Here is a 21040-nt window from a genome sequence, read left to right as displayed (position 1 = left end):
CCGAGGGCACCGGAGCCCACCCGGCCGCCCTCCTTCGCGAAGGTGGCGTACACGTCCTGACCGCCCATCAGAAGTCCCACCCTTCCTCGTCCTCGACGACCGAGACGGCCTTGCCGGTGGCGAAGGACTCGCCCGCCATGCCCGCCGCGAGCGTGGTGCCGTCCGCCGGGTCGATCAGCAGGAACGAGCCGGTACGGCGAGAGTCCGCGTACGCGTCGAGCGCGAGCGGCTCGGCGGTGCGCACCACGACCCGGCCGATGTCGTTGGCGACCAGCTGACCCGGGTTCGGGTGCTGGGACAGGTCGTCCAGGGTCAGCCGCGAGGGGATCTCCTTGACGATCGCCTTGACCGTGCGGGTGGTGTGCTTGAGCAGCACCCGCTGGCCGACGGCGAGCGGCTGGTCCGCCACGTGGCAGACGGTCGCCTCGATGTCCTGCGTGGTCGCCGGGGCGTCACCGCTGGGGGCGAGCAGGTCGCCGCGCGAGATGTCGATGTCGTCGGCGAGCCGGATGGTGACCGACTGCGGGGCCCAGGCGATGTCCACGGACTCGCCGAGCGCGTCGATCCCGGTGATCGTGGAGGTCTTCCCCGACGGCAGGACGGTGATCTCCTCGCCGACCCGGAACGCGCCGGCCGCGATCTGACCGGCGTAGCCCCGGTAGTCGGGGTGCTCGGCGGTCTGCGGGCGGATCACGTACTGCACGGGGAAACGCGCGTGGCAGGCCGTCAGGTCGTGGCTGACCGGCACGGTCTCCAGGTGTTCGAGGACCGTCGGGCCGCCGTACCAGTCCATGTTCGCGGACGGCTCCACGACGTTGTCGCCGGCGAGCGCCGAGATCGGGATCGCGGTGATCTCCGGGACGCCGAGCTCGGAGGCGTACGTCGTGAACTCCTCGGCGATCGCGGCGAAGACGGGCTCCTGGTAGTCGACCAGGTCCATCTTGTTCACGGCGAGGACCACGTGCGGGACGCGCAGGAGCGCGGCGACGGCCGCGTGCCGGCGGGTCTGCTCGACCACGCCGTTGCGGGCGTCGACGAGGACCACGGCCAGCTCGGCGGTGGAGGCGCCGGTCACCATGTTCCGGGTGTACTGCACGTGCCCCGGGGTGTCGGCGAGGATGAAGCGGCGGCGGGGCGTCGCGAAGTAGCGGTACGCCACGTCGATGGTGATGCCCTGCTCGCGCTCGGCCCGCAGACCGTCGGTGAGGAGCGCCAGGTCGGGCGCCTCCTGGCCACGGGAGCGGGAGGCGTGCTCCACCGCCTCCAGCTGGTCGGTCAGGACCGACTTGGAGTCGTGGAGGAGCCGTCCCACCAGCGTGGACTTGCCGTCGTCGACGGAGCCGGCGGTGGCGAAACGCAGCAGGGTGGTGGCCGCCAGCTGTTCGGACAGCTGCTCGGTGGACGTGCTCATTAGAAGTACCCTTCGCGCTTGCGGTCTTCCATCGCGGCCTCGGACATCTTGTCGTCGGCGCGGGTGGCGCCCCGCTCGGTCAGTCGGGAGGCGGCGATCTCGGCGATGACGGCGTCCAGCGTGGTGGCGTCGGAGTCGACGGCGCCGGTGCAGGACATGTCGCCGACGGTGCGGTAGCGGATCATCCGCGTCTCGACCGTCTCGGACTCCTTCGGGCCGCCCCACTCGCCGGCCGTCAGCCACATGCCGCTGCGGGCGAACACCTCGCGCTCGTGGGCGAAGTAGATCTCCGGGAGCTCGATCTTCTCCCGCTGGATGTACTGCCAGACGTCGAGCTCGGTCCAGTTGGACAGCGGGAAGACACGGACGTGCTCGCCGGGGGCGTGCCGGCCGTTGTAGAGCTGCCACAGCTCGGGGCGCTGGCGGCGCGGGTCCCACTGCGAGAACTCGTCGCGCAGCGAGAACACCCGCTCCTTGGCGCGGGCCTTCTCCTCGTCGCGGCGGCCGCCGCCGAACACGGCGTCGAAGCGGTGCTGCTGGATCGCCTCCGTCAGCGGGACGGTCTGCAGCGGGTTGCGGGTGCCGTCGGGGCGCTCGCGCAGCTTGCCCGCGTCGATGTACTCCTGCACGGAGGCGACGTGCAGCCGCAGCCCGTGCCGGGCGACGGCGCGGTCGCGGTACTCCAGGACCTCGGGGAAGTTGTGCCCGGTGTCGACGTGCAGCAGCGTGAAGGGGACCGGCGCGGGGGCGAAGGCCTTCAGCGCCAGGTGCAGCATGACGATGGAGTCCTTGCCGCCGGAGAAGAGGATCACCGGCCGCTCGAACTCGCCCGCCACCTCGCGGAAGATGTGGACGGCCTCGGACTCCAGGGAGTCGAGGTGCGACAGCGCGAACGGTGTGTCCGTGGTGTCGTGAACATGAGCGACGGTCGTCATGCGAGACCCCTCTCGGTGAGCAGCGCGTGGAGCGTCGCTGCCGACTCCTGCACGGTCTGGGTGTGGGACTCGATCCGCAGATCGGGGTTGCGCGGCTCGTCGTACGGGTCGTCGACGCCGGTGAGACCGCTGATCTCGCCCGCGGCCTGCTTGGCGTACAGCCCCTTCACGTCGCGCACGGAGCAGACGTCCACCGGAGTGGCGACGTGCACCTCGACGTACGGGGTGCCTTCCGAGGCGTGACGCTTGCGGACCGCCTCGCGGCTGTCCTCGTACGGGGCGATGACGGGCACGAGGACCTTCACGCCGTTGGAGGCGAGCAGCTCCGCGACGAAGCCGATGCGCTGCACGTTGGTGTGCCGGTCCTCGCGGGTGAAGCCGAGGCCCGCCGAGAGGAACTCGCGGATCTCGTCGCCGTCGAGCACCTCGACGCGGTGCCCTTCCTCGCGCAGCCGGCCGGCGAGTTCGTACGCGATGGTGGTCTTGCCGGCGCTGGGCAGGCCGGTGAGCCAGATGGTGGCACCCGTCACGTGCTTCTCCTGAATCTCCTGAGTGTCCGTCATCCGTGCAGCCCGCATTCGGTCTTGGCGCGGCCCGCCCAGCGTCCGGCGCGGGCGTCCTCGCCCTCCAGGACGCGGCGGGTGCAGGGGGCGCAGCCGACGGAGGCGTACCCGTCCATGAGGAGCGGGTTGGTGAGGACACCGTGCTCGGTGACGTACGCGTCGACGTCGTCCTGCGTCCAGCGGGCGATGGGGGAGACCTTGACCTTCCGCCGCTTCTCGTCCCAGCCGACGACCGGGGTGTTCGCCCGGGTCGGGGACTCGTCGCGGCGCAGGCCGGTCGCCCACGCGCTGTAACGGGTCAGGCCCTCTTCGAGGGGCTTGACCTTGCGCAGCGCGCAGCACAGGTCGGGGTCGCGGTCGTGCAGCTTCGGCCCGTACTCGGCGTCCTGCTCGGCCACGGTCTGGCGCGGGGTCAGGGTGATGACGTGGACGTCCATGACGGCGGCCACGGCGTCACGGGTGCCGATGGTCTCCTCGAAGTGGTAGCCGGTGTCGAGGAAGACGACGTCCACGCCGGGCCGGACCCGGGAGGCGAGGTGGGCGACGACCGCGTCCTCCATGGAGGAGGTGACGCAGAAGGCGTCGCCGAAGGTGTCGACCGCCCACCGGAGGATCTCCAGCGGGGAGGCGTCCTCCAGATCACGGCCGGCCTGCTCGGCGAGTGCCTTGAGGTCGGCCGTGGTGGTCTTCTGAGTGGCCGTCATATGTCTTCCCTTCCAGGTGTGTTGCTCGAAGTAGCCGGGGCGAGCAGCCCCAGGAACTTCAACTGGAAGGCTCGGCTGCACGCTGCGCATTCCCAGGCGCCGTGACCCTGCTCGTTGGGACGCAGGTCCTCGTCGCCGCAGTAGGGGCAGTGGAACGGTGCGGCACGCTCGCTCACGGTGCCTCCTTGTTCGCTTCTCCGCCCGCGCGGCGCAGAGGTGCGGCTTTCGCTGTCGTCCGCGGCCCGGCGGCCGCGCGTGCGTCGCTCACGAGAGCGCCTCCTCGGAGGCGCGGGACGCCCAGGTCGCGAAGCGCTCGCCGGTCTCGCGCTCCGCCTGGAAGCGCTTGAGGACCCGCTCGACGTAGTCGGGGAGCTCGTCCGCGGTGACCTTGAGGCCGCGGACCTTGCGGCCGAAGCCGGCCTCCAGGCCGAGGGCGCCGCCCAGGTGCACCTGGTAGCCCTCGACGCGGTTGCCCTCGTCGTCCAGGACCAGCTGGCCCTTGAGGCCGATGTCCGCGACCTGGATGCGGGCGCAGGCGTTCGGGCAGCCGTTGATGTTGATCGTCAGCGGCTCGTCGAACTCCGGGATCCGGCGCTCCAGTTCGTCGATGAGCGAGGCACCCCGTGCCTTGGTCTCGACGATCGCGAGCTTGCAGAACTCGATGCCCGTGCAGGCCATCGTGCCGCGCCGGAACGGGGTCGGGTTCACCCGCAGGTCGAGCGCCTCCAGGGCGGCGACCGCCGAGTCGACCTGTCCCTCCTCGACGTCGAGGAGGATCAGCTTCTGGTCCGCGGTGGTGCGCAGCCGGCCGGAGCCGTGCTGCTCGGCCAGGCCGGCGATCTTGGTCAGGGTGGCACCGTCGACCCGGCCCACGCGCGGGGCGAAGCCGATGTAGAAGCGGCCGTCGTTCTGGCGGTGCACGCCCATGTGGTCGCGCCACTGGCCGGCGGGCTGCTCGGGAGCGGGGCCGTCGGTCAGCTTCCGCTTGAGGTACTCGTCCTCCAGGACCTGGCGGAACTTCTCCGGGCCCCAGTCGGCGACGAGGAACTTCAGCCGGGCGCGGTTGCGCAGCCGGCGGTAGCCGTAGTCGCGGAAGATCGAGATGACGCCCTCGTAGACGTCCGGGACCTCGTCGAGGGAGACCCAGGTGCCGAGGCGGACGCCGAGCTTGGGGTTGGTGGAGAGACCGCCGCCGACCCAGACGTCGAAGCCGGGGCCGTGCTCCGGGTGGTCGACGCCGACGAACGCGATGTCGTTGATCTCGTGCGCCACGTCGAGCTGCGGCGAGCCGGAGACCGCGGACTTGAACTTGCGGGGCAGGTTGGAGAAGTCCTTGTTGCCGACGATCCGCCGGTAGATCTCGTCGATGGCGGGCGTGCCGTCGATGATCTCGTCCTCGGCGATGCCCGCCACGGGGGAGCCGAGGATGACACGCGGGGTGTCGCCGCAGGCCTCCGTGGTGGACAGGCCGACCGCCTCCAGGCGGTTCCAGATCTCGGGGACGTCCTCGATGCGGATCCAGTGGTACTGGACGTTCTGCCGGTCGGTGATGTCGGCCGTGCCCCGGGCGAACTCCTCGGAGATCTCGCCGATCACGCGCAGCTGCTCGGTGGTCAGCCGGCCGCCGTCGATGCGGACGCGGAGCATGAAGTACTCGTCGTCCAGCTCCTCCGGCTCCAGGACGCCCGTCTTGGTGCCGTCGAGACCCTGCTTGCGCTGGGTGTAGAGGCCCCACCAGCGCATGCGTCCGCGCAGGTCATTGGGGTCGATGGAGTCGAATCCGCGCTTCGAGTAGACCGTCTCAATACGTGTCCGTACGTTGAGACCGTCGTCGTCCTTCTTGAACTGCTCATTGCCGTTCAGGGGGGTGAAGTGCCCCACGGCCCACTGACCCTCGCCACGGTGGCGTCCGGCCTTGCGGCGGGCGGCGGCGGGAGTGGGGTTTTCCGGGGTGGCGGCCATGGCGTCTTGTCCTTCGGGACTGCGAGAGGGCGGCTCTGACCTGCACACTGGCGCTCAGGTCAGAGGGTGGCGCGTCAGTGCGCAGCAGGGCGGGGCAGAGTCGTGCTGAAAGGTGATCGCGGCGGTGCTGGTTCTCTCAGCGCGCCGGACAGATGGCGCTGGACATGCGGCCGAGGTCGACGTGCCGCCGACTCACCAAGGCAATTCCAGTTCCAGACATGACGGAAGCGTGTCACGGGAGTTTGGACCCAGTCCAGCATCGTCCAGAATGCGGACATAGTCGTCTCGTCTGGCGAGACGGTGTGGTGTGGGTCACGCGAAAGGGGCCCTGATCAGGGCCCCTTCACGGCTCTTCGGCGCGGGCTCAGGAGTGAGCGCCGGGCCACGGGCCCGGGGCCTCGCTCTCCTCGACCCGCTCCACCTTCGTGTCGAACAGCCGGAAGCCGCGCCGCTCGTAGTTGGCCATCGCGTGCGGACCGTCCAGGGAGCAGGTGTGCAGCCAGACCCGCTTCGTCGCCTCCCGCCCCGGCCAGCGCTCGGCCAGGTCCCAGGCCCGGGCCACCCCGTACGAGAGGAGGTGGCCGCCGATCCCGCGGCCTCGGAAGGCCGGGATCAGGCCGAAGTAGACGATCTCCACCGTGCCGTCGTCCTGCGGGTCCAGCTCCACGTACCCGGCCGGAGTCCCCTTGTCGTACGCCACCCAGATCTCGGCGCCCGGCTTCTCGACGATCTCCTGCCACTGCTTGTAGGTCAGCGACAGCCGGTCGGCCCAGCGGATGTCGCCGCCGACCGCCGTGTAGAGGAAGCGGCTGAACTCCGGCGAGGGCACCTCGGCGCGCCGGACGGTCACGTCGTCGCCCTCCGGCGGGGCGGCGGGGCGCAGGTCGGACGGGGAGGTCTGTTCGAGGGACCAGGTGGTGAGAGTGATGCTCATAGGGTCATCGCATCATGCGGAGCGACGGATTCCCAGAGCGGCCCTGTCTCCGGGCGCTGTGGAAAGACGGCCGTCCGCATGCTGGACACCGCGGGGCGTCACCCGGCTCGCCCGCCCCTGATCGCCGGCGCCAGCGAGTGGGGCAGCAGGTCCGCCGGGGGCTCCGGGCGCAGGACCTCCACCGCGACCTCCTCGCGGAAGCGGTACGGGCGGTGCGCCAGGACACCGGACAGGTTCCGGCGCACCCGGGACATCTCCGCCCGTACGGTCACCGTGCGCGTACGGTCCCCGAACACGTCGTCCGCCAGCTCCGCCGCCGTCCGCCCGCCCGGGTGCGCCGCCAGTACATAGAGGAGCTCCGCGTGCCGGGGGCTCAGCTCCTGCTGCCAGCTGCCCGCCGCCCCCGAGACGGACACCGTCCAGCGGCGCGGCCGGCTCAGGTCCAGGACCACCCGGCTCGCCGCCTCCGCCCCCGGCTCCAAGGCCCGCGCCTCCTCCTCGACCCGCAGCATCCAGCCCCCCGGCAGCGGCTCCACCGCGCACACCCCGAGCGAGGGCAGCCACAGCCGGCCGGACCGGAACGACTTCGGCAGCGGGATCCGGTCCACCGGAGCCATCCCGATGACCGCCGCCGTCCAGCCGTGGGCGTCCACAGCGACGGCCCGGCCGCCCACCCGGCACAGGATCGGCGCGGCCACCGCCCGCAGCCGCTCGACCGACCTCCGGTGCCGCTCCCGCATCTCGGCCTCGGCGAGCTGGGCCACCGAGTCGACCAGGGCCAGCATCGCCGGATGGAAGGTGGACGCCGGGCCGCTCACGTCCAGGATGCCGAGCAGCCGGCGGTCACGCGGGTCGTGCACGGGCGCGGCGGCGCAGGTCCAGTTGTGGAGGGTGTGGACGTAGTGCTCGGCGGAATGCACCTGCACCGCCCGGCCCATGGCGAGGGCCGTGCCGACCGCGTTGGTGCCGGTCGTGTGCTCGGTCCAGGCCGCGCCCTCCTCCAGACAGATGCCGTTGGCCTGCCGCATCACCGACGCGTTCCCCTGCCGCCACAGCACCCGGCCGTGCTCGTCGGTGACGACCATGATCTGGAGCGAGGTGTCGGCGATGCCGGCGAGTCCGCCGCTCAGCGTCTGCATGACCTCGGAGAGGAGCGTCGACCGTCGCCGTTCCTCCAGCTCGTCCCGCTGGAGCAGCACACTGTTCGTGCCCTGGTCGGGGTCGAGCCCCAGCCGTGCCATCCGCTGCCAGGAGGCGTCGATCACCGGACGGGGCGCGATCGGAGGCGTGCGGCCGGCCAGGGTCGCCTCGCGCACCCGGTGGAGCAGCCGGGTGGCCTGGGCGGCGTCCATGGCGGCGAGGCGTTTCATGTCGAGCTGCGTGTTGTTCATCGGTCTCTCCCAGCCACCCGGGTGCTGTATCGGTTCCGCCTAGGGCAGATGTCCGGAGTGTCGGTGCCCATCGTGCCGTTCGGGACCGCCCGGCGAGGCCCGGTTCGGGCAATCCTGCAACCCTTTGCAACTCTGGTCGGCCACCGGTCCCCTGGGCGAAGGTGGTGCGAGCGGTGGGTGGTGCCGTGTCGGCGCAGCACCACCCCCGCTTCTCCGCGCGTACCGACCCCCTGCGGTCAGATCTCCACCCGCGCCCGCTCCACCACCGTCCGCAGATCCAGGGTGTGCGGCAGCGTTCCGAAGGCCGCCCCGCCGTCCCCGCCGAGCCGCGCCGCGCAGAACGCGTCCGCGACCTCCGGCGGTGCCCACCGCACGAGGAGCGCGCCCTGCAGCACCAGCGCGAGCCGCTCCGTGAGCCGCCGCGCCCGCGCCTCGATCCCCTCCATGTCCGCCAGTTCCACCAGGAGCCCGCGGATCGCCCGGTCGAGCCGGTGGTCCGCGCCCCGCGCCGCCCCCACCTCCCGCAGGAACGCGTCGAGGGCGGCGGGCTCGGTGCGCAGCACCCGGACCACGTCGAGGGCCTGTACGTTCCCCGAGCCCTCCCAGACCGAGTTGAGCGGCGACTCCCGCAGCAGCCGGGGCATCCCCGACTCCTCCACGTACCCGTTGCCGCCCAGGCACTCCAGCGCCTCCGCCACCATCGGCGTACACCGCTTCGTCACCCAGTACTTCGCCGCGGGAACGGTGATACGCAGCAGGGCCCGCTCCTGCTCGGCCTCGCTGCCGCCGCCGGCCTCGCCGGCGTCGTAGGCCGCTGCGAGACGCATGCCGAGGGCTGTCGCCGCCTCCGACTCGATCGCCAGATCGGCCAGCACGTTCCGCATCAGCGGCTTCTCGATCAGCAGCCCGCCGAAGGCCCTGCGGTACGCACAGTGGTGCACGGCCTGTGCCACCGCCTGCCGCATCAGCGCCGCCGAGCCGAGGACGCAGTCGAGCCGGGTCGCCGCCACCATGCCCATGATCGTGCGAAGACCGCGCCCCTCCTCGCCGACCCGGCGCGCCCAGGTCGTCCCGTCGAACTCCACCTCGGCGGAGGCGTTCGAACGGTTGCCCAATTTGTCCTTGAGGCGCTGGAGCGCGAAGGCGTTCCGCGAGCCGTCCGCCAGCACCCGCGGCACCAGGAAGCAGGTGAGACCCCCCGGGGCCTGTGCCAGGACAAGGAAGGCGTCCGACATCGGCGCCGAACAGAACCACTTGTGCCCCGTCAGGACGTACTCCCCGTCGGCAGCCAGCGGGCGTGCCTCCGTCGTGTTCGTCCGGACGTCGCTGCCGCCCTGCTTCTCCGTCATGCCCATCCCGAGCAGCGCCCCGGCCTTCTCGGCGACCGGAACGAGTCCCCACTCGTACACATGGGAGGTGGCCGCCGGTTCCCACACCTCCGCGAGCTCGGGCTCGACGCGCAGCGCGGGGACCGCCGCGTGCGTCATCGACAGCGGGCAGCCGTGCCCCGCCTCCACCTGGGACACCACGAAGAACCCGGCGGCCCGCCGCACATGTCCACCCGGACGGCCCCACGCGTCGGTGAGCCCCGCCCCCACCGACTTGCCGAGGAGCCGGTGCCAGGCCGGATCGAACTCGACCTCGTCGATCCGGTGGCCGTACCGGTCGTGGGTGAGCAGCCGCGGCGGGTTCGCGTTCGCCCGTTCGCCCCACTTCGCCATCTGCCCCGAACCGGCCGCCTTGCCGAGGACCCCGAGGTCGCCGCGGGACTCGTCGAGGAGCTCCGGCGCGAGATGCCGCTCGACCGCCTCCGCCAGCACCCGGTCACTGCTGAAGACGTCATGCCCCACCAGGGGCGGAGCCTGGTTGGTCACGTTGTGGGTGGTCGCTGTCATGCCGATACGGTAAGCAGGTGCAGGCAGCAAGCGAAACACCCGAACGGCCCGAGCGGCGGCCCTGGAGCAGGCTCCACCGCGCGCGCGTCCTCTACCGCAACGTCTCGAAGCGGAAGATGGTCTGGCTGCTCCTCAAGGACACCGTCAACTCGTGCATCGAGTACCGGATCCTCGGCCTCGCCGCCGAGGCGGCGTTCTTCACCCTGCTGTCCCTGCCGCCCCTGCTCCTCGGTCTGATCGCCCTCCTCGGCTACGCCGACGACTGGACCAACACGGACACCGTGGCGAGCATCCAGGAGAACATCCTCCGTGCCGCCGGAACGGTCCTCTCCGACCGGGGCGTCGACGACATCGCCAAACCGATCCTGGACGACGTCACCCAGGGCAAACGGGCCGACCTGATCTCCCTCGGCTTCGCCATCGCCCTCTGGTCCGGCTCGCGCGCGGTGAACGTCTTCATCGACACCATCACCGTCATGTACGGGCTCGACGGCCACCGCGGCATCGTGAAGACCCGGCTCCTCGCCTTCCTGCTCTACCTCGTGGCCCTGCTCATCGGCGCGGTCGTGCTGCCCCTCGCGGTCGTCGGCCCCGACCGGGTCGTCGAACTCGTCCCCTTCGGCACGGAGGTCGTCGCCGTCCTCTACTGGCCGGCCGTCATCCTGCTCTCCATCGCCTTCCTCACCACGCTCTACCACGTGTCCGTGCCCGTCAGATCGCCGTGGATCGAGGACATCCCCGGCGCCCTCGTCGCACTCGGCATGTGGGTCCTCGGCAGCTTCCTGCTGCGCATCTACCTCACCAGCCAGGTGGAGGGGCCGACGATCTACGGTTCCCTCGCGGCCCCCATCGCCGTCCTCCTCTGGATCGGCATCTCGGCCTTCGCCGTCCTGGTCGGCGCCGCCGTGAACGCCGCCATCGACCGCGTGTGGCCCTCCGTCGCCACGGCCGCGGCCCGCGAGGCGAACGAACGGGCCCGCGCCGTCCAGGCCGCGGAACTCGTCGCCCGGGTGCGGGCCGAGGCGGAGGACGTCGACGAGGACGACCCCGACATGCCCTCCGAGTTCCCCGAACGCTGGTCCAGGTTCCTGCCCCCGGACGACGTCAAGGCCCGCCTCCACTCGGGCTGGGAGAAGGACTGACCGGCGGCACCGTACGAAGGGACGCCTTCGGCCACGGCCCCGAGACCCTCGCCCGCGTCCGCCCTCCCGCTCCGGCGCGCCGCGGTCGCGCCTGAGCGGTCACCGGCGCCACCGGTCACGCAGGGTGATCTTGGTCGACAACCCGGCCACCAGGAGCTGCGTCGTTGTGCGGGGCTCCAACGCGCGGTCGTCACGAGCAGGTTGGAAGGCGTGCAGTAACGCTCCGGTAGCGCCGGGCCGCAGAAGCATTAGTAGAGCATTGGTGCCATCTGGAACGCTTGCGCCTCCGCATACAGACCGAGTCAGCAGTACGTGAGAGGACCCGATGCACGCCAACGAGCAAGCTCAGACTCCTGACAGGAGGCAACCCGCCCGTACACCTGCCAGCACACGGGATCAAGGCGGCAGTGTGCCCAGGGGCCTCCTCGCTCTGCAGACGACCGCGGGCAACGCGGCCGTCGTCCAGATGCTTCGGGCGGCGGGCCATGCCTGGGCGCAGGAGCAGCATCAGCACAACGCCGGCTGTGGAACCGAGCAGCCCGCCGTGCAGCGCTCGGCCGTCCACGACGTCCTGCGCAGCGGCGGCCGACCCCTCGACGACGCGACCCGCACCGAGATGGAGTCTCGACTCGGCGCGGACTTCTCCGCGGTCCGTATCCACACGGACGGCGCAGCCAAGGACTCCGCGGCCGAAGTCGGCGCCCGTGCCTACACCTCCGGCAACCACGTCGTCATCGGCGACGGCGGCGCGGACAAGCACACCCTCGCGCATGAGCTGACGCACGTCATCCAGCAACGCCAGGGTCCCGTCGCCGGGACCGAGAACGGCTCGGGTCTCAAGGTCTCCGACCCCTCCGACCGGTTCGAACGGGAGGCGGAGGCCAACGCCACACGAGTGATGTCGGGCAAGGCAGCAATGCCGGTCCAACAGGTAGCGGGGGGCACGGAAACCACACCGGCCGTCCAGCGAGTCGCTCTGGACGTCGCCAATGAACCGATTGTCGCCGGGCTTGAGGTATTGGCCACAAGCCGTGAGGCGACCGTCTACAGGAGTGGAGAGTTCGTCTACAAAGTATTCCGAACCAAGCCCGGCAAGGAGCCCGCCGCGTACAAGCAGCTGTCCAAGGCACTCGCCAAGGTGAGTGCGCAGCTGCCAGTAGCGGGTGCGGTGGACCTAGGCCGCCAGATCATCGTCGAGGACAACGGCACGAGAACGCCAGCCTGTGTCGTACGCTCCCAGTTCGTCAGCGGCAAGTTCTGGCAACTGTCCAAGAGTGAGGGAATGTTCGCCGCCGCTCTGGCAGAGCAGGGCGTCAACGACGTAGCGAAGCTCACTCAGATGCGTGCGCACCTCGAAACGGCCAATCGCCTCAAGATGACCGACCCACAGGGCTATATAACGGCCGATGGCACTATTGTATTCATCGATATCCATGTGGGAGGCAGTGGCATGGCACTGGCCCCGGCCATCGAAGCCGTCGACGCCCGCTTGAACGAGCTCAACGCCGCTTGACAGGCACCTCGCAGCGGGGGCGTGGCGACTCAGGAAGTGGCAGCGGAAGCTCCTGCGCCTCACCCCCTGTGTGAAAGCTTCCGCTGAATTGCCTGCCGCCTGTCCTGGCCGACGGCGAAGGTACGGCCCGGTACCGTCGCGGCAGGTTCCCACTGACGTGCGTCTGCGGCACGCTGACGCCGTTGTGCCGTTCGACTGGCTGATGAGTACTGATCTGGACTTGGTACCGATCACGTATGCGGCTCAGAAGCAGGTGTTTGCCGACCTGCTGTCCCGGTTCGAGGTGATGCTGATCCCGCACCACGAACCGGGAATGGAGGAGGAACTACTCCCGTGGGACTACCAGCGCATCATCGCCGCCGTGCGGCAGGGTCACAGCCGACGCCTCGGCCAGCAGTCCGGCCAGATGGCCGAGGAGCGAGCGCCCCTGCGCCGGATCACGGAAGTAGAAGTGGTCGCCGGGCAGCATCGTCAACGAGAACGGGCCCGTCGTGGAGTCCTCCCAGCGGGCCAGGACCTCAGCGGGCAGGTCCTGCTTCCCGCCGATCGCGTGCAGCGGACCGGTCCAGGGCGGGCCCGGGACGGGCTCGTACGTCTCGGACAGGGTGATGTCGGCGCGCATGGCCCGCATGACCAGGCCGCGGAGGGTGTCGTCCTCGCCGAGGTCCGGGGGCAGTCCGCCACCGAACCGGCCGTCGACCGCGGCCAGGAGCTCCGCGTCCGGGAGCAGACGCAGGCCGTTGTCCCGCGGGTGCCCCGGCGGAGTGCAGGCCGAGGCCATGACGAACTCCGGCACGGGCCTGCCGAGGACGGCCAGACGCCGCGCCGTCTCGTACGCGGTGAGGCCCCCCATGCTGTGCCCGAAGAAGGCGAACGGCGGCTCGAACACCGCGCTGTCCAGGAGCCGGCTCAGCACGTCGGGCAGTGACGTCAGGGGTTCGGCCATCAGCTGGGATCCCCGTCCGGGCAGCTGCACCCCCAGTACCTCGACATCCGGGAGTTCGTCGGCCCAGCGCACGTACTCGCCCGGCGAACCACCGCTGTGCGGGAAGCAGTAGAGCCGTATCCGCGCCTCCGGCCGCCGGTGCCGGCACACCAGCCAGGGGGTGGCTCGCACACCGTTTCCCTTCGCCCCGCTCATCGTCCGGTCCCTTCGTGTTCCGTTCCCGTCAGCCGGACCCGTGTGCCACGGCCTTCCGCCGTGGCACGCTCGTACACGCTCCAGGCGGCGACGACGTCCTGCACCGCGAGCCCGAGCGACTCGAACACCGTGATGTCGTCCTCCGTGGTGCGGCCGGGGCACCGGCCGATGAGCACGTCGCCGATCTCGCCTCGCACGTGCTCCTCGCCGAAGCGGCCCTCGCGCATGGGGAACAGCAGGTCGCCCGCCTCGGAGAGCGCCGACTGCCGGCTGTCCGTCAGGACCCGGGCCCGCTCGACCAGGTCCGAAGCGAGTTCGCGCCGTCCTGCGAACACCGCGCCGACGGCGTTGATGTGGGTTCCGGGCCGCACCTGCGAGGCGTCGAGGACCGGCTCCGCGCTGGAGGTGACCGTGGAGACCACGTCGGCGCCGGCGACCGCCTCGGTCACCGAGGGCACCGCCCTCACGGGCAGCCGGCCCGCGTACTCGGCGGCCAGCGTCCGCGCGTGCGCCGCTGTGCGGCCCCATACGCGGATCTCCCGGGGGCGACGTACCAGTGACACCGCCTCGATGTGGGACCGTGCCTGGGCGCCGGTGCCCAGGACGGCGATCACCTCCGCGTCGGGCCGGGCGAGCACGTCGGTCGCCACCGCCGAGGCCGCGGCCGTCCGGATCTCGGTGATCACCGTGGCGTCGAGCATCGCCATCGGCTCACAGGTCTCGGGGTCGAGGAGCAGCACGACCCCGACATGCGGATCGAGTCCCCTGGCGATGTTCCCGGGCTGGACGGCGATCACCTTGATCCCGAACGCGCCGGGGCCGGAGCCGGCGCCCAGGGGAACATGGGCGGGCATCGTCGCGAGGACCTCGCCCTCGGCGTCGCCGGGGGTGAGGGTGCGCTGCGGCTGGCGAACCCTGCCGGAGCTGAACGCGGTGAAGGCGCGGCGCATGTCCTCGACGGCCCGGGCCATCGGATAGAGGTCGCGCACGGTGACGGCGTCGACGGTGAGCACAGCTGACTCCTGACGTGGCCCGGCCCTAGAGGGGCAGCGACTGGCCGATGATCTCTTTCATGACTTCCGTGGTACCGCCGTAGATCGTCTGGACCCTGGCCTGGGTGTACGCCCGGCCGACGAGCGACTCGGAGCTGAAGCCGTAGCCGCCGTGCAGTTGCAGACAGCGTCCGATGACGTCGTTGCAGAGCTCGGAGTTCCACCACTTGGCCATGGACGCCTCGTCCACCTCGAGCTCCCCGCGGCTGTGTTCCAGCACGCAGCGGTCGGTGAAGGCTCGTGCCACGCGCAGAGCGGTCGCCATCTCCGCGAGCTGGAAGCGGTTGTACTGGAACTGGCCGATGGGACGACCGAAGGCCTCCCGGTCCCCGCAGTACGCCAGCGTCTCCTCGAAGACCCGTTCGGCCAGTGCCAGGGAGGTGACCGCGATGGACAGACGCTCCCGGGGCAGGTTCTGCAGCAGGTACAGAAAGCCGAGTCCGCGCCGGCCGAGGATGTCCGAAGGGTCGACGCGGACGTCGTCGAAGGACAGCTCGACCGTGTCGAGCGAATGGATTCCGATCTTGTCCATGGGGCGGCCGACCTCGACTCCCGGCGCCGGCGGCCGCAGCACGACCAGCGTCGCGACGGGCGGCCCTCCGGGCTTCCGGACGGCCGGATCGAGCGCGGCGACGATGATCAGCCCGGCGAGCAGACCGTGGGTGACGAAGCTCTTCCGCCCCGAGAGGCGGAACGTGCCGTCCGCCGCCTCCGTCAGGGTCGTACGGATCGCGGCGACGTCACTCCCCGCCTCGGGCTCGCTGATGGCGACGGTCGAGATCAGCTCTCCCGAGCAGAACCCGGGAAGCCAGCGCGCCTTCTGCCCGGCCGTGGCGAGCTGTGCGAAGTACCCGCCCGCCACCTCGCTGTGCAGGTTGAACGCCGGGCTGAGCGTCCCGGCCCGGGCCAGCTCCTCGGTGCGGACCACGTGGTACAGGTAGTCGTCGACGCCGCCGCCCCCGTGCTCGGCGTCCATGTCGGGGGCGAGCAACCCCTGCCGGCCCGCGGCCAGCCAGACGGCCGGATCGACGACTCCGGCCGCTTCCCACGCCGCCAGGTTCGGAGTGACCTCGCGGGCGACGAACTCCCGGACGGTGCGGCGGAACGCCTCGTGGTCCGGGCCGAATATCTCACGCCGCACTCCCGCCCCCCTCCCCGGCGCCGACCCGGCAGACGGGCAGCAGCGTGCGCAGCCGCTGGATCATCACATGGCAGTAGCCGGCGTTCTGTTCCATCGTCCGGCGGCGCGGGACGGGCATCTTGCCGTAGGCCGGGTGCTCGAACCGCAGACGCGCGGCCGGGCCGGAATCGGACGGAAGCAGGCCGAGCTCCGCCGGCAGCCCCTGGCCCGCCTCCGGAACGGCGATCGTCAGGGAGGTGTCGGTGACCTCCACCACCCGCGCCTCGCTCAGCGGGACACCGGGCGCCCGTACCGCCTCACGGTAGATGTACGGCCGTGAGACCAGGTCCAGGTCGAGGGCGAGGCGTGCCGAGGGATCCGACCACCACTCCTGGCTCCGGGCGAAGTCGATCAACAGCTGGTCGAACTCCTCCCGGTGCGAGTGCAGCACGAGGTGGGCCGCCTTGCCGATGTTCAGCAGGTCGTAGTGGTCGTCCGTCGACACCGAATCGGCGACGAACCGGCTGAGCCCGTTCTCCGAACGCTGCCAGTGCTCGGTGGCCGCCGAGAAGAAGTCCTCGTACGGGGCGATGCCCGACCGGTCGAGATAGCGCGCCAGCCAGTAGGCGCCCCGGGCGTTGTAGAGGCTCTGCACCAGGTAGTAGAACCAGGTTCCGGCCGTGCACTCCTCACGGCTCACCCACTTGGTGGCCACGACCACATCCGCCTCGGCAACGGGGTCGGGGGCCCGCTCCGTCTCGATGCCGAAGATCTCCCGCTGGTCGTACAGCGCGGTGTTGTGCAGCAGCAGCTGCGGATAGACCGTGAGGGTGTCGGCCTCCATGCGGCACAACCGCGCCACACCCCGCTTGAACGACTCCAGGGTCTCGCCCGGCAGCGGCCAGATCAGCTCGATGAAGGAGCTGATGCCCTTCGCGTTCAGCTTCGACTGGAGGTCGGTGTACGTGGACTCACGGATGTTCTTCCGGTCGATGAGCCCCAGCGCCTCGTCGTTGACCGTCTGCAGCGAGATCGGCTGGCTGGTCACCAGGCCGCCGCCGACCAGGATCTCGGTGATCTCCGCGACCCGCTCGGGGCGGTTCTTGGCCGCCGCGATCACCAGCGATGTGGGGAAGCCGAACTCCTCCTTGCAGCGCACGATGTGACGGCTGAGCTCCACATCGCGTGGCGAGAGACCCCAGTTGGCGTCCGCGATGAACACGCTGGACACGCCGTGCTCGGCGATCCATCGGATGTCGCCGAGCACCCGCTCCTCTTCGAACTTGTTCACCTTGGAGTTGGTCGCCGCGCCCCAGAAGCAGAAGCCGCAGTGGAACGGACACCCGCGGTTGGTCTCCAGGACGGTGAAGGTGTACTCGCCGTCGTCGAACAGACCGGTCGCGAACGGCGACGGCACGTCGTCCAGGGTCTTCAGCCGGGGCGGCTTCTCATTGGTCACGAGCTCGCCGTCCGGGGCGCGGTAGCTCACCCCGGACACCTCGGCGAGATCGGGCTCCGGCCGCAGGACCTGGCGGAGGAACTCGTAGAAGGGCTGCTCGCCCTCTCCGTTGCAGACGACGACGCGTCGGGCCCCGGCCGGGATGTACTCCTCGCCGTGGTTGATGACCTGGGCGCCGCCCAGGACGAACCAGGCGTTCGGGCGGCGCTCCAGGAGTCCGGCGAGCAGCCGCCGCACCAGGCCGGCGTTCCAGATGTAGCAGCTGAACGCGTACACGTCGCTGTCGCACGCCACCAGGTCGGCGAGAAGCGTGTCCGGGTCCTCGGACAGCCCCCGGGCGAAGAAGGAGAAGTCGCAGCCCTCGGCGACGGCGGGGTCCTGGACCGCGTACGCCTGGAGGTAGCCGGAGACGAGCGGGACGGTGTTCTCGTACACCGACAGCTCGACGAGGGTCACCTTGCTTGTACGTGTGGCGGTGCTCACCGGGCGGTCTCCTCCAGGGAGGTCTGGGTGTCCGGGGCGCCCGGCTCCGTCAGGGAGACGGCACGGGCGAGGTCGGACAGGACGGGGTGGGTGTACACGTCCTCGGCGTCGAGCTTCAGCCCTTCACGACGGGCCTTGCCGACGAGGCGGATGAGCCGGAGGGAGTCGCCGCCGATCTCGAAGAAGTCGTCGTCCGGGGCGACCGAGGGCACGCCGAGCACATCCGCCCAGAGTGCGGAGAGCAGGGACAGCGGGCCGGGCTCGGACTGCTCGGTCACCCGCGCTTCGCCGGTGCTCCCCGGGCTCAACGGGCGCGCGGCGAGTGCCGCCCGGTCCACCTTGCCCCGTGAGGTCAGCGGGAACGCGGCCACCGCGGTGACCAGAGCGGGTACCAGATGGTCGGGCAGCCGCTCCGCGAGCCGCGCACGGATCGCCCGTGGTTCGGCGGTGTCGTCGGCCAGGACCACGTACGCGATCAGCCGGGGCTCCTCCTCGGCCGTGGCGACGACCACGGCCGAGTCGACCGCCTCGTGGGCGCACAGCGCCGCTTCGACCTCGGCCGGTTCGACGCGGAAGCCGCGGATCTGCACCTGGTCGTCTTCTCTGCCCAGGTAGTGGAGCCGGCCGTCGGGGTCGCGGACGACCCGGTCGCCGGTGTCGTACACGCGGGCGCCGGGAGCTTCGGCCCACGGGTCGGGCCGGAAGGGGGAGGCGCCGTGGCCGTCGAGATAGCCGAGGGCCACCCCCACGCCGCCGAGGTGGAGCCGGCCGGGCTCCCCGTCGGCGACGGGCGCCCCCGCGGCGTCCAGGACATGGGCCGTGACACCCGGGATCGGCTCGCCGATGGACGGCAGGCCGGGACAGGGTTCCGGCTCGACGAGGCCGACGGTGGCGACCACGGTGTTCTCCGTGGGTCCGTAGTTGTTGTGCACGCGGAAGGGCAGCGAGGCGGGCGGCCGGCGCGTCAGCCGGTCGCCTCCGACCAGGAGTTCCCGCAGGGTGCCGCCTGCCTCCCGAGTGGGCCAGGCCAGCGTGAACAGCTGCTGGGCGAGTCCCGTGGGGACGAACGCGACGGTGATCTCCTCGGCGCAGAACCAGTCCCGCAGCCGTTCGGGGTCGGTGACCACCTCGGACGGCACGATGTGCAGTGACGCGCCGGCCGCCAGCGCCGTCCAGGTCTCCAGGACGAACGCGTCGAACATGGGCCGGGCGAGCTGGGTCGTCCGGTCGCCGGGGCCGACCCGATAGCGGTCCCGGTACCAGTCGACGAGATTGTGCAGCCCCCGGTGACCGACCAGAACGGCCTTGGGGCTGCCGGACGACCCCGAGGTGAAGTTCACATAGGCGAGGGAGTCCCCCGCCTCCGCCGACGCGTCCTCCCCGGTCGGCTCCCCGACCGGGGCGGGCGGGGCGGTGCCGGTGCCGACGACGGCACGGAACGCGCCGATGTCCACGGGGTCGTACGCCTCGAGCCCCAACCGCCGCACGTGCTCCGGCCGGCTCACGAGGGTCGTGGCCGAGCTCCGCGCCAGCAGGTCCCTCACGCGCTCCCGCGGCTGGTCCGGGTCGAGGAGCAGGTACGCGGCACCCGCGGCGAGCACACCGGCGCAGGCCGTCACGGCGTCGGACGAGCGCTCGAGGCACACCGCGACGATGTCCCCTCGCGCCACCTGGGCCGAGCGCAGCCGTTCCGCGAGGGCGACCGCGCGGGCCCACAGATCGGCGTAACGCACCTCGCCCGTCGCGTCCTTGACCGCCACGTCCCCGGGCCGCCGGCCCGCGTGCTCGGCCAGCATGCGGACGAGCGGCGGTGGTTCGAGCCGGGGAGTGCGCGCTTCCGGGATTGCGTTGAGCACTCCACTGCCTCCTGAGGGTGCGCAGGTCTCACGCCTGCTGTGATCGGGTGATGGGGAGCGGCTCCGCCGCCCCGCGGGCGGCCGGGCACCGCACCGTCAAGTCTCGTGACGGGGCACCGGCCGTGCCATGGGACTCAGGTCCCTGCCGCCCTGGCGGCAGCGGAGGTCGGGGACGAGCGGGAACCTCAGCCGGGACCTTGGTCCCGGCTGCCCAGGGCGCGCCGGACCCCGTACACGCAGGCCCCGAGCGCCAGCCACGCCAGACCGGTGAGGGCTCCGCTCGTACCGGTCGCCACCAGCATGCCCACGACCGCGAGGAAGGCGAGGGGAAGCAGCACACGGGGCACGGGTGTGCGGAAGGCGGGGGTGGGGGCCGCCGGATCTCGCCGCAGCCGCACCAGCGCGAGGAGCGGCGGCAGGAAGTGCAGGACGTACAGGAATCCACCGGCCGTCGCCGCCAGTGAGACGCTGCCGGTCACGGCGACGCCGGCGAGCAGGGCGCCGTCGACGACGATCGCCGTGCGCGGTGTGCCGGAGCGCGGCTCGACGACCGCGAGGCGGCGGGGGAGCAGCCCGTCCCGCGCCATGGCGAACAGGGCCCTGGACGTCACCATGAGCAGGGCGTTGGTGGCCGCCGCCAGGGTGAGCAGGGCGCAGCCGAGCATCAGCCAGCGAGCGGGCTCTCCGCCGAAGCCGCGTGCCGCCTCCGCGAGCGGCGAGGCGGCGGATCCGAGCACCTGCGTCGAGGTGGTCCCGAAGGCGACCAGCGCGACCAGAAGATAGAGAGCGAGAACGACGGCGAGCGTCAGCAGGATCGCCAGGGGCAGATTGCGCTCCGGGCGCCGGATCTCCTCGCCCGCCGCCGCGACCATGTCGAACCCCCCGAACGCCAGGAACACCACCGGGGTCGCCAGCAGGATCCCGGACACACCGTGGGGAGCGAACGGGGTGAGGGTCTCCGTGCCGACGTCGCCGAGCCCCCACAGGGCGAAGGCGACGAAGCCGGTGACCGCCACGAGGAGCACACCGGTCTGGGCCCGTCCCGAGAGGCGCGCGCCCAGCATGTTGATCGCGGTGCACAGCGTCACGAGACCGGCCGCCCCCACGGCCGTCGGCAGCCCACTGGCGGCGTGCAGATACTCGCCGAAGCCGATGGTGACGTAGCCCGAGGCGAGGAGGTAGCCGCCCCAGTAGACCCAGCCCATGGCGAACCCCCAGCGTTCGCCGAGGACTTCCCGCGCGAAGGCGTAGCCGCCACCGGCCACGGGCAGCCGGCAGGCCAGCTCGGCGTAGGGCAGGGCGATCAGGACGGAGACGGCGGCCGCCAGGACGAAGGCGATGAGCGCGGCGGGGCCCGCGGCGTCCGCGGCGACCTTGACCAGGGTGAAGATGCCGCCGCCGACCGTGCCCCCGATGCCGATCGCGAGGGCGTCCCTGAGCCCCAGTTCGCGCCGCAGCCGTGTGACGGGCTTCGGCACC

At 71.2% G+C, this 21040-nt stretch carries 17 protein-coding genes and 1 pseudogene; 2 read left to right on the top strand and 16 right to left on the bottom strand.

Going from position 1 to position 21040, the window contains the following annotated elements:
- Window positions 1–67: 67 nt before the first annotated feature.
- The 10 genes from ACFVYX_RS11810 to ACFVYX_RS11765 all read right to left on the bottom strand — a co-directional run bounded on the left by ACFVYX_RS11810 (window position 68) and on the right by ACFVYX_RS11765 (window position 9795).
- Window positions 68–1411, bottom strand: a complete 1344-nt coding sequence (locus ACFVYX_RS11810; RefSeq protein WP_389681172.1) for a sulfate adenylyltransferase subunit 1 — start codon at window positions 1409–1411, stop codon at window positions 68–70.
- The gene (gene cysD, locus ACFVYX_RS11805) at window positions 1411–2346 is read right to left on the bottom strand and encodes a sulfate adenylyltransferase subunit CysD (RefSeq protein WP_389681171.1); all 936 of its coding nucleotides are present in this window, start codon (window positions 2344–2346) and stop codon (window positions 1411–1413) included. The genes ACFVYX_RS11810 and cysD overlap by 1 nt, the downstream gene beginning before the upstream one ends.
- A complete protein-coding gene (gene cysC / locus ACFVYX_RS11800; RefSeq protein WP_389681170.1) occupies window positions 2343–2924 on the bottom strand; it encodes an adenylyl-sulfate kinase in 582 nt (193 codons plus the stop codon). Before cysC ends, cysD begins: the two co-directional genes overlap by 4 nt.
- Window positions 2906–3613, bottom strand: a complete 708-nt coding sequence (locus ACFVYX_RS11795) for a phosphoadenylyl-sulfate reductase (RefSeq protein WP_389681169.1) — start codon at window positions 3611–3613, stop codon at window positions 2906–2908. The genes cysC and ACFVYX_RS11795 overlap by 19 nt, the downstream gene beginning before the upstream one ends.
- Window positions 3610–3789 carry a hypothetical protein gene (locus ACFVYX_RS11790; RefSeq protein ID WP_351220212.1) on the bottom strand — a complete coding sequence of 60 codons (180 nt, stop codon included), beginning with the start codon at window positions 3787–3789 and terminating at the stop codon, window positions 3610–3612. Before ACFVYX_RS11790 ends, ACFVYX_RS11795 begins: the two co-directional genes overlap by 4 nt.
- Window positions 3790–3877: 88 nt before the next feature.
- Window positions 3878–5575: a nitrite/sulfite reductase gene (locus ACFVYX_RS11785; protein WP_389681168.1), complete on the bottom strand. Its 1698-nt coding sequence runs from the start codon at window positions 5573–5575 to the stop codon at window positions 3878–3880.
- Window positions 5576–5711: 136 nt separating this feature from the next.
- Complete coding sequence (locus ACFVYX_RS11780) at window positions 5712–5795, bottom strand: putative leader peptide (protein ID WP_310591794.1); 84 nt, start codon at window positions 5793–5795, stop codon at window positions 5712–5714.
- A gap of 144 nt (window positions 5796–5939) precedes the next feature.
- Window positions 5940–6509, bottom strand: coding sequence for a GNAT family N-acetyltransferase (locus ACFVYX_RS11775; RefSeq protein WP_389681167.1), 570 nt, complete (start codon window positions 6507–6509; stop codon window positions 5940–5942).
- A gap of 98 nt (window positions 6510–6607) precedes the next feature.
- Complete coding sequence (locus tag ACFVYX_RS11770; RefSeq protein ID WP_389681166.1) at window positions 6608–7900, bottom strand: GAF domain-containing protein; 1293 nt, start codon at window positions 7898–7900, stop codon at window positions 6608–6610.
- A 236-nt stretch (window positions 7901–8136) separates the two neighbouring features.
- A complete protein-coding gene (locus tag ACFVYX_RS11765) occupies window positions 8137–9795 on the bottom strand; it encodes an acyl-CoA dehydrogenase family protein (protein WP_389681165.1) in 1659 nt (552 codons plus the stop codon).
- 17 nt (window positions 9796–9812) lie between these two features.
- Between ACFVYX_RS11765 and ACFVYX_RS11760 the strand changes: the two genes are divergently transcribed.
- The gene (locus ACFVYX_RS11760) at window positions 9813–10937 is read left to right on the top strand and encodes a YihY/virulence factor BrkB family protein (RefSeq protein WP_073817326.1); all 1125 of its coding nucleotides are present in this window, start codon (window positions 9813–9815) and stop codon (window positions 10935–10937) included.
- Between the two features lie 325 nt (window positions 10938–11262).
- Window positions 11263–11910, top strand: a pseudogene (locus tag ACFVYX_RS11755) (DUF4157 domain-containing protein); the annotation flags it as partial.
- Window positions 11911–12775: 865 nt separating this feature from the next.
- Here ACFVYX_RS11755 and ACFVYX_RS11750 read toward each other — a convergent pair.
- The 6 genes from ACFVYX_RS11750 to ACFVYX_RS11725 form a co-directional block, all read right to left on the bottom strand.
- Window positions 12776–13567: a thioesterase II family protein gene (locus ACFVYX_RS11750; protein WP_389681164.1), complete on the bottom strand. Its 792-nt coding sequence runs from the start codon at window positions 13565–13567 to the stop codon at window positions 12776–12778.
- Between the two features lie 20 nt (window positions 13568–13587).
- A complete protein-coding gene (locus ACFVYX_RS11745; protein WP_389681163.1) occupies window positions 13588–14604 on the bottom strand; it encodes an ornithine cyclodeaminase family protein in 1017 nt (338 codons plus the stop codon).
- Window positions 14605–14629: 25 nt separating this feature from the next.
- Window positions 14630–15784, bottom strand: coding sequence for an acyl-CoA dehydrogenase family protein (locus ACFVYX_RS11740; RefSeq protein ID WP_389681162.1), 1155 nt, complete (start codon window positions 15782–15784; stop codon window positions 14630–14632).
- Window positions 15774–17705 (bottom strand): B12-binding domain-containing radical SAM protein, encoded by a 1932-nt coding sequence (locus ACFVYX_RS11735; protein WP_389681161.1) that lies wholly within the window; start codon window positions 17703–17705, stop codon window positions 15774–15776. Before ACFVYX_RS11735 ends, ACFVYX_RS11740 begins: the two co-directional genes overlap by 11 nt.
- Entirely contained in the window at window positions 17702–19561 is a 1860-nt protein-coding gene (locus ACFVYX_RS11730) for a non-ribosomal peptide synthetase (protein WP_389681160.1), read from the bottom strand. The genes ACFVYX_RS11735 and ACFVYX_RS11730 overlap by 4 nt, the downstream gene beginning before the upstream one ends.
- Before the next feature lie 185 nt (window positions 19562–19746).
- A complete protein-coding gene (locus ACFVYX_RS11725; RefSeq protein WP_389681159.1) occupies window positions 19747–21039 on the bottom strand; it encodes an APC family permease in 1293 nt (430 codons plus the stop codon).
- Window position 21040 lies beyond the last annotated feature (1 nt).

Origin of the sequence: Streptomyces sp. NPDC058326, assembly GCF_042879855.1 — a bacterium.
GTDB lineage: Bacteria > Actinomycetota > Actinomycetes > Streptomycetales > Streptomycetaceae > Streptomyces.
Note: the sequence above shows the minus strand (reverse complement) of the source record. Positions and strands in the feature narration are given on the sequence as shown.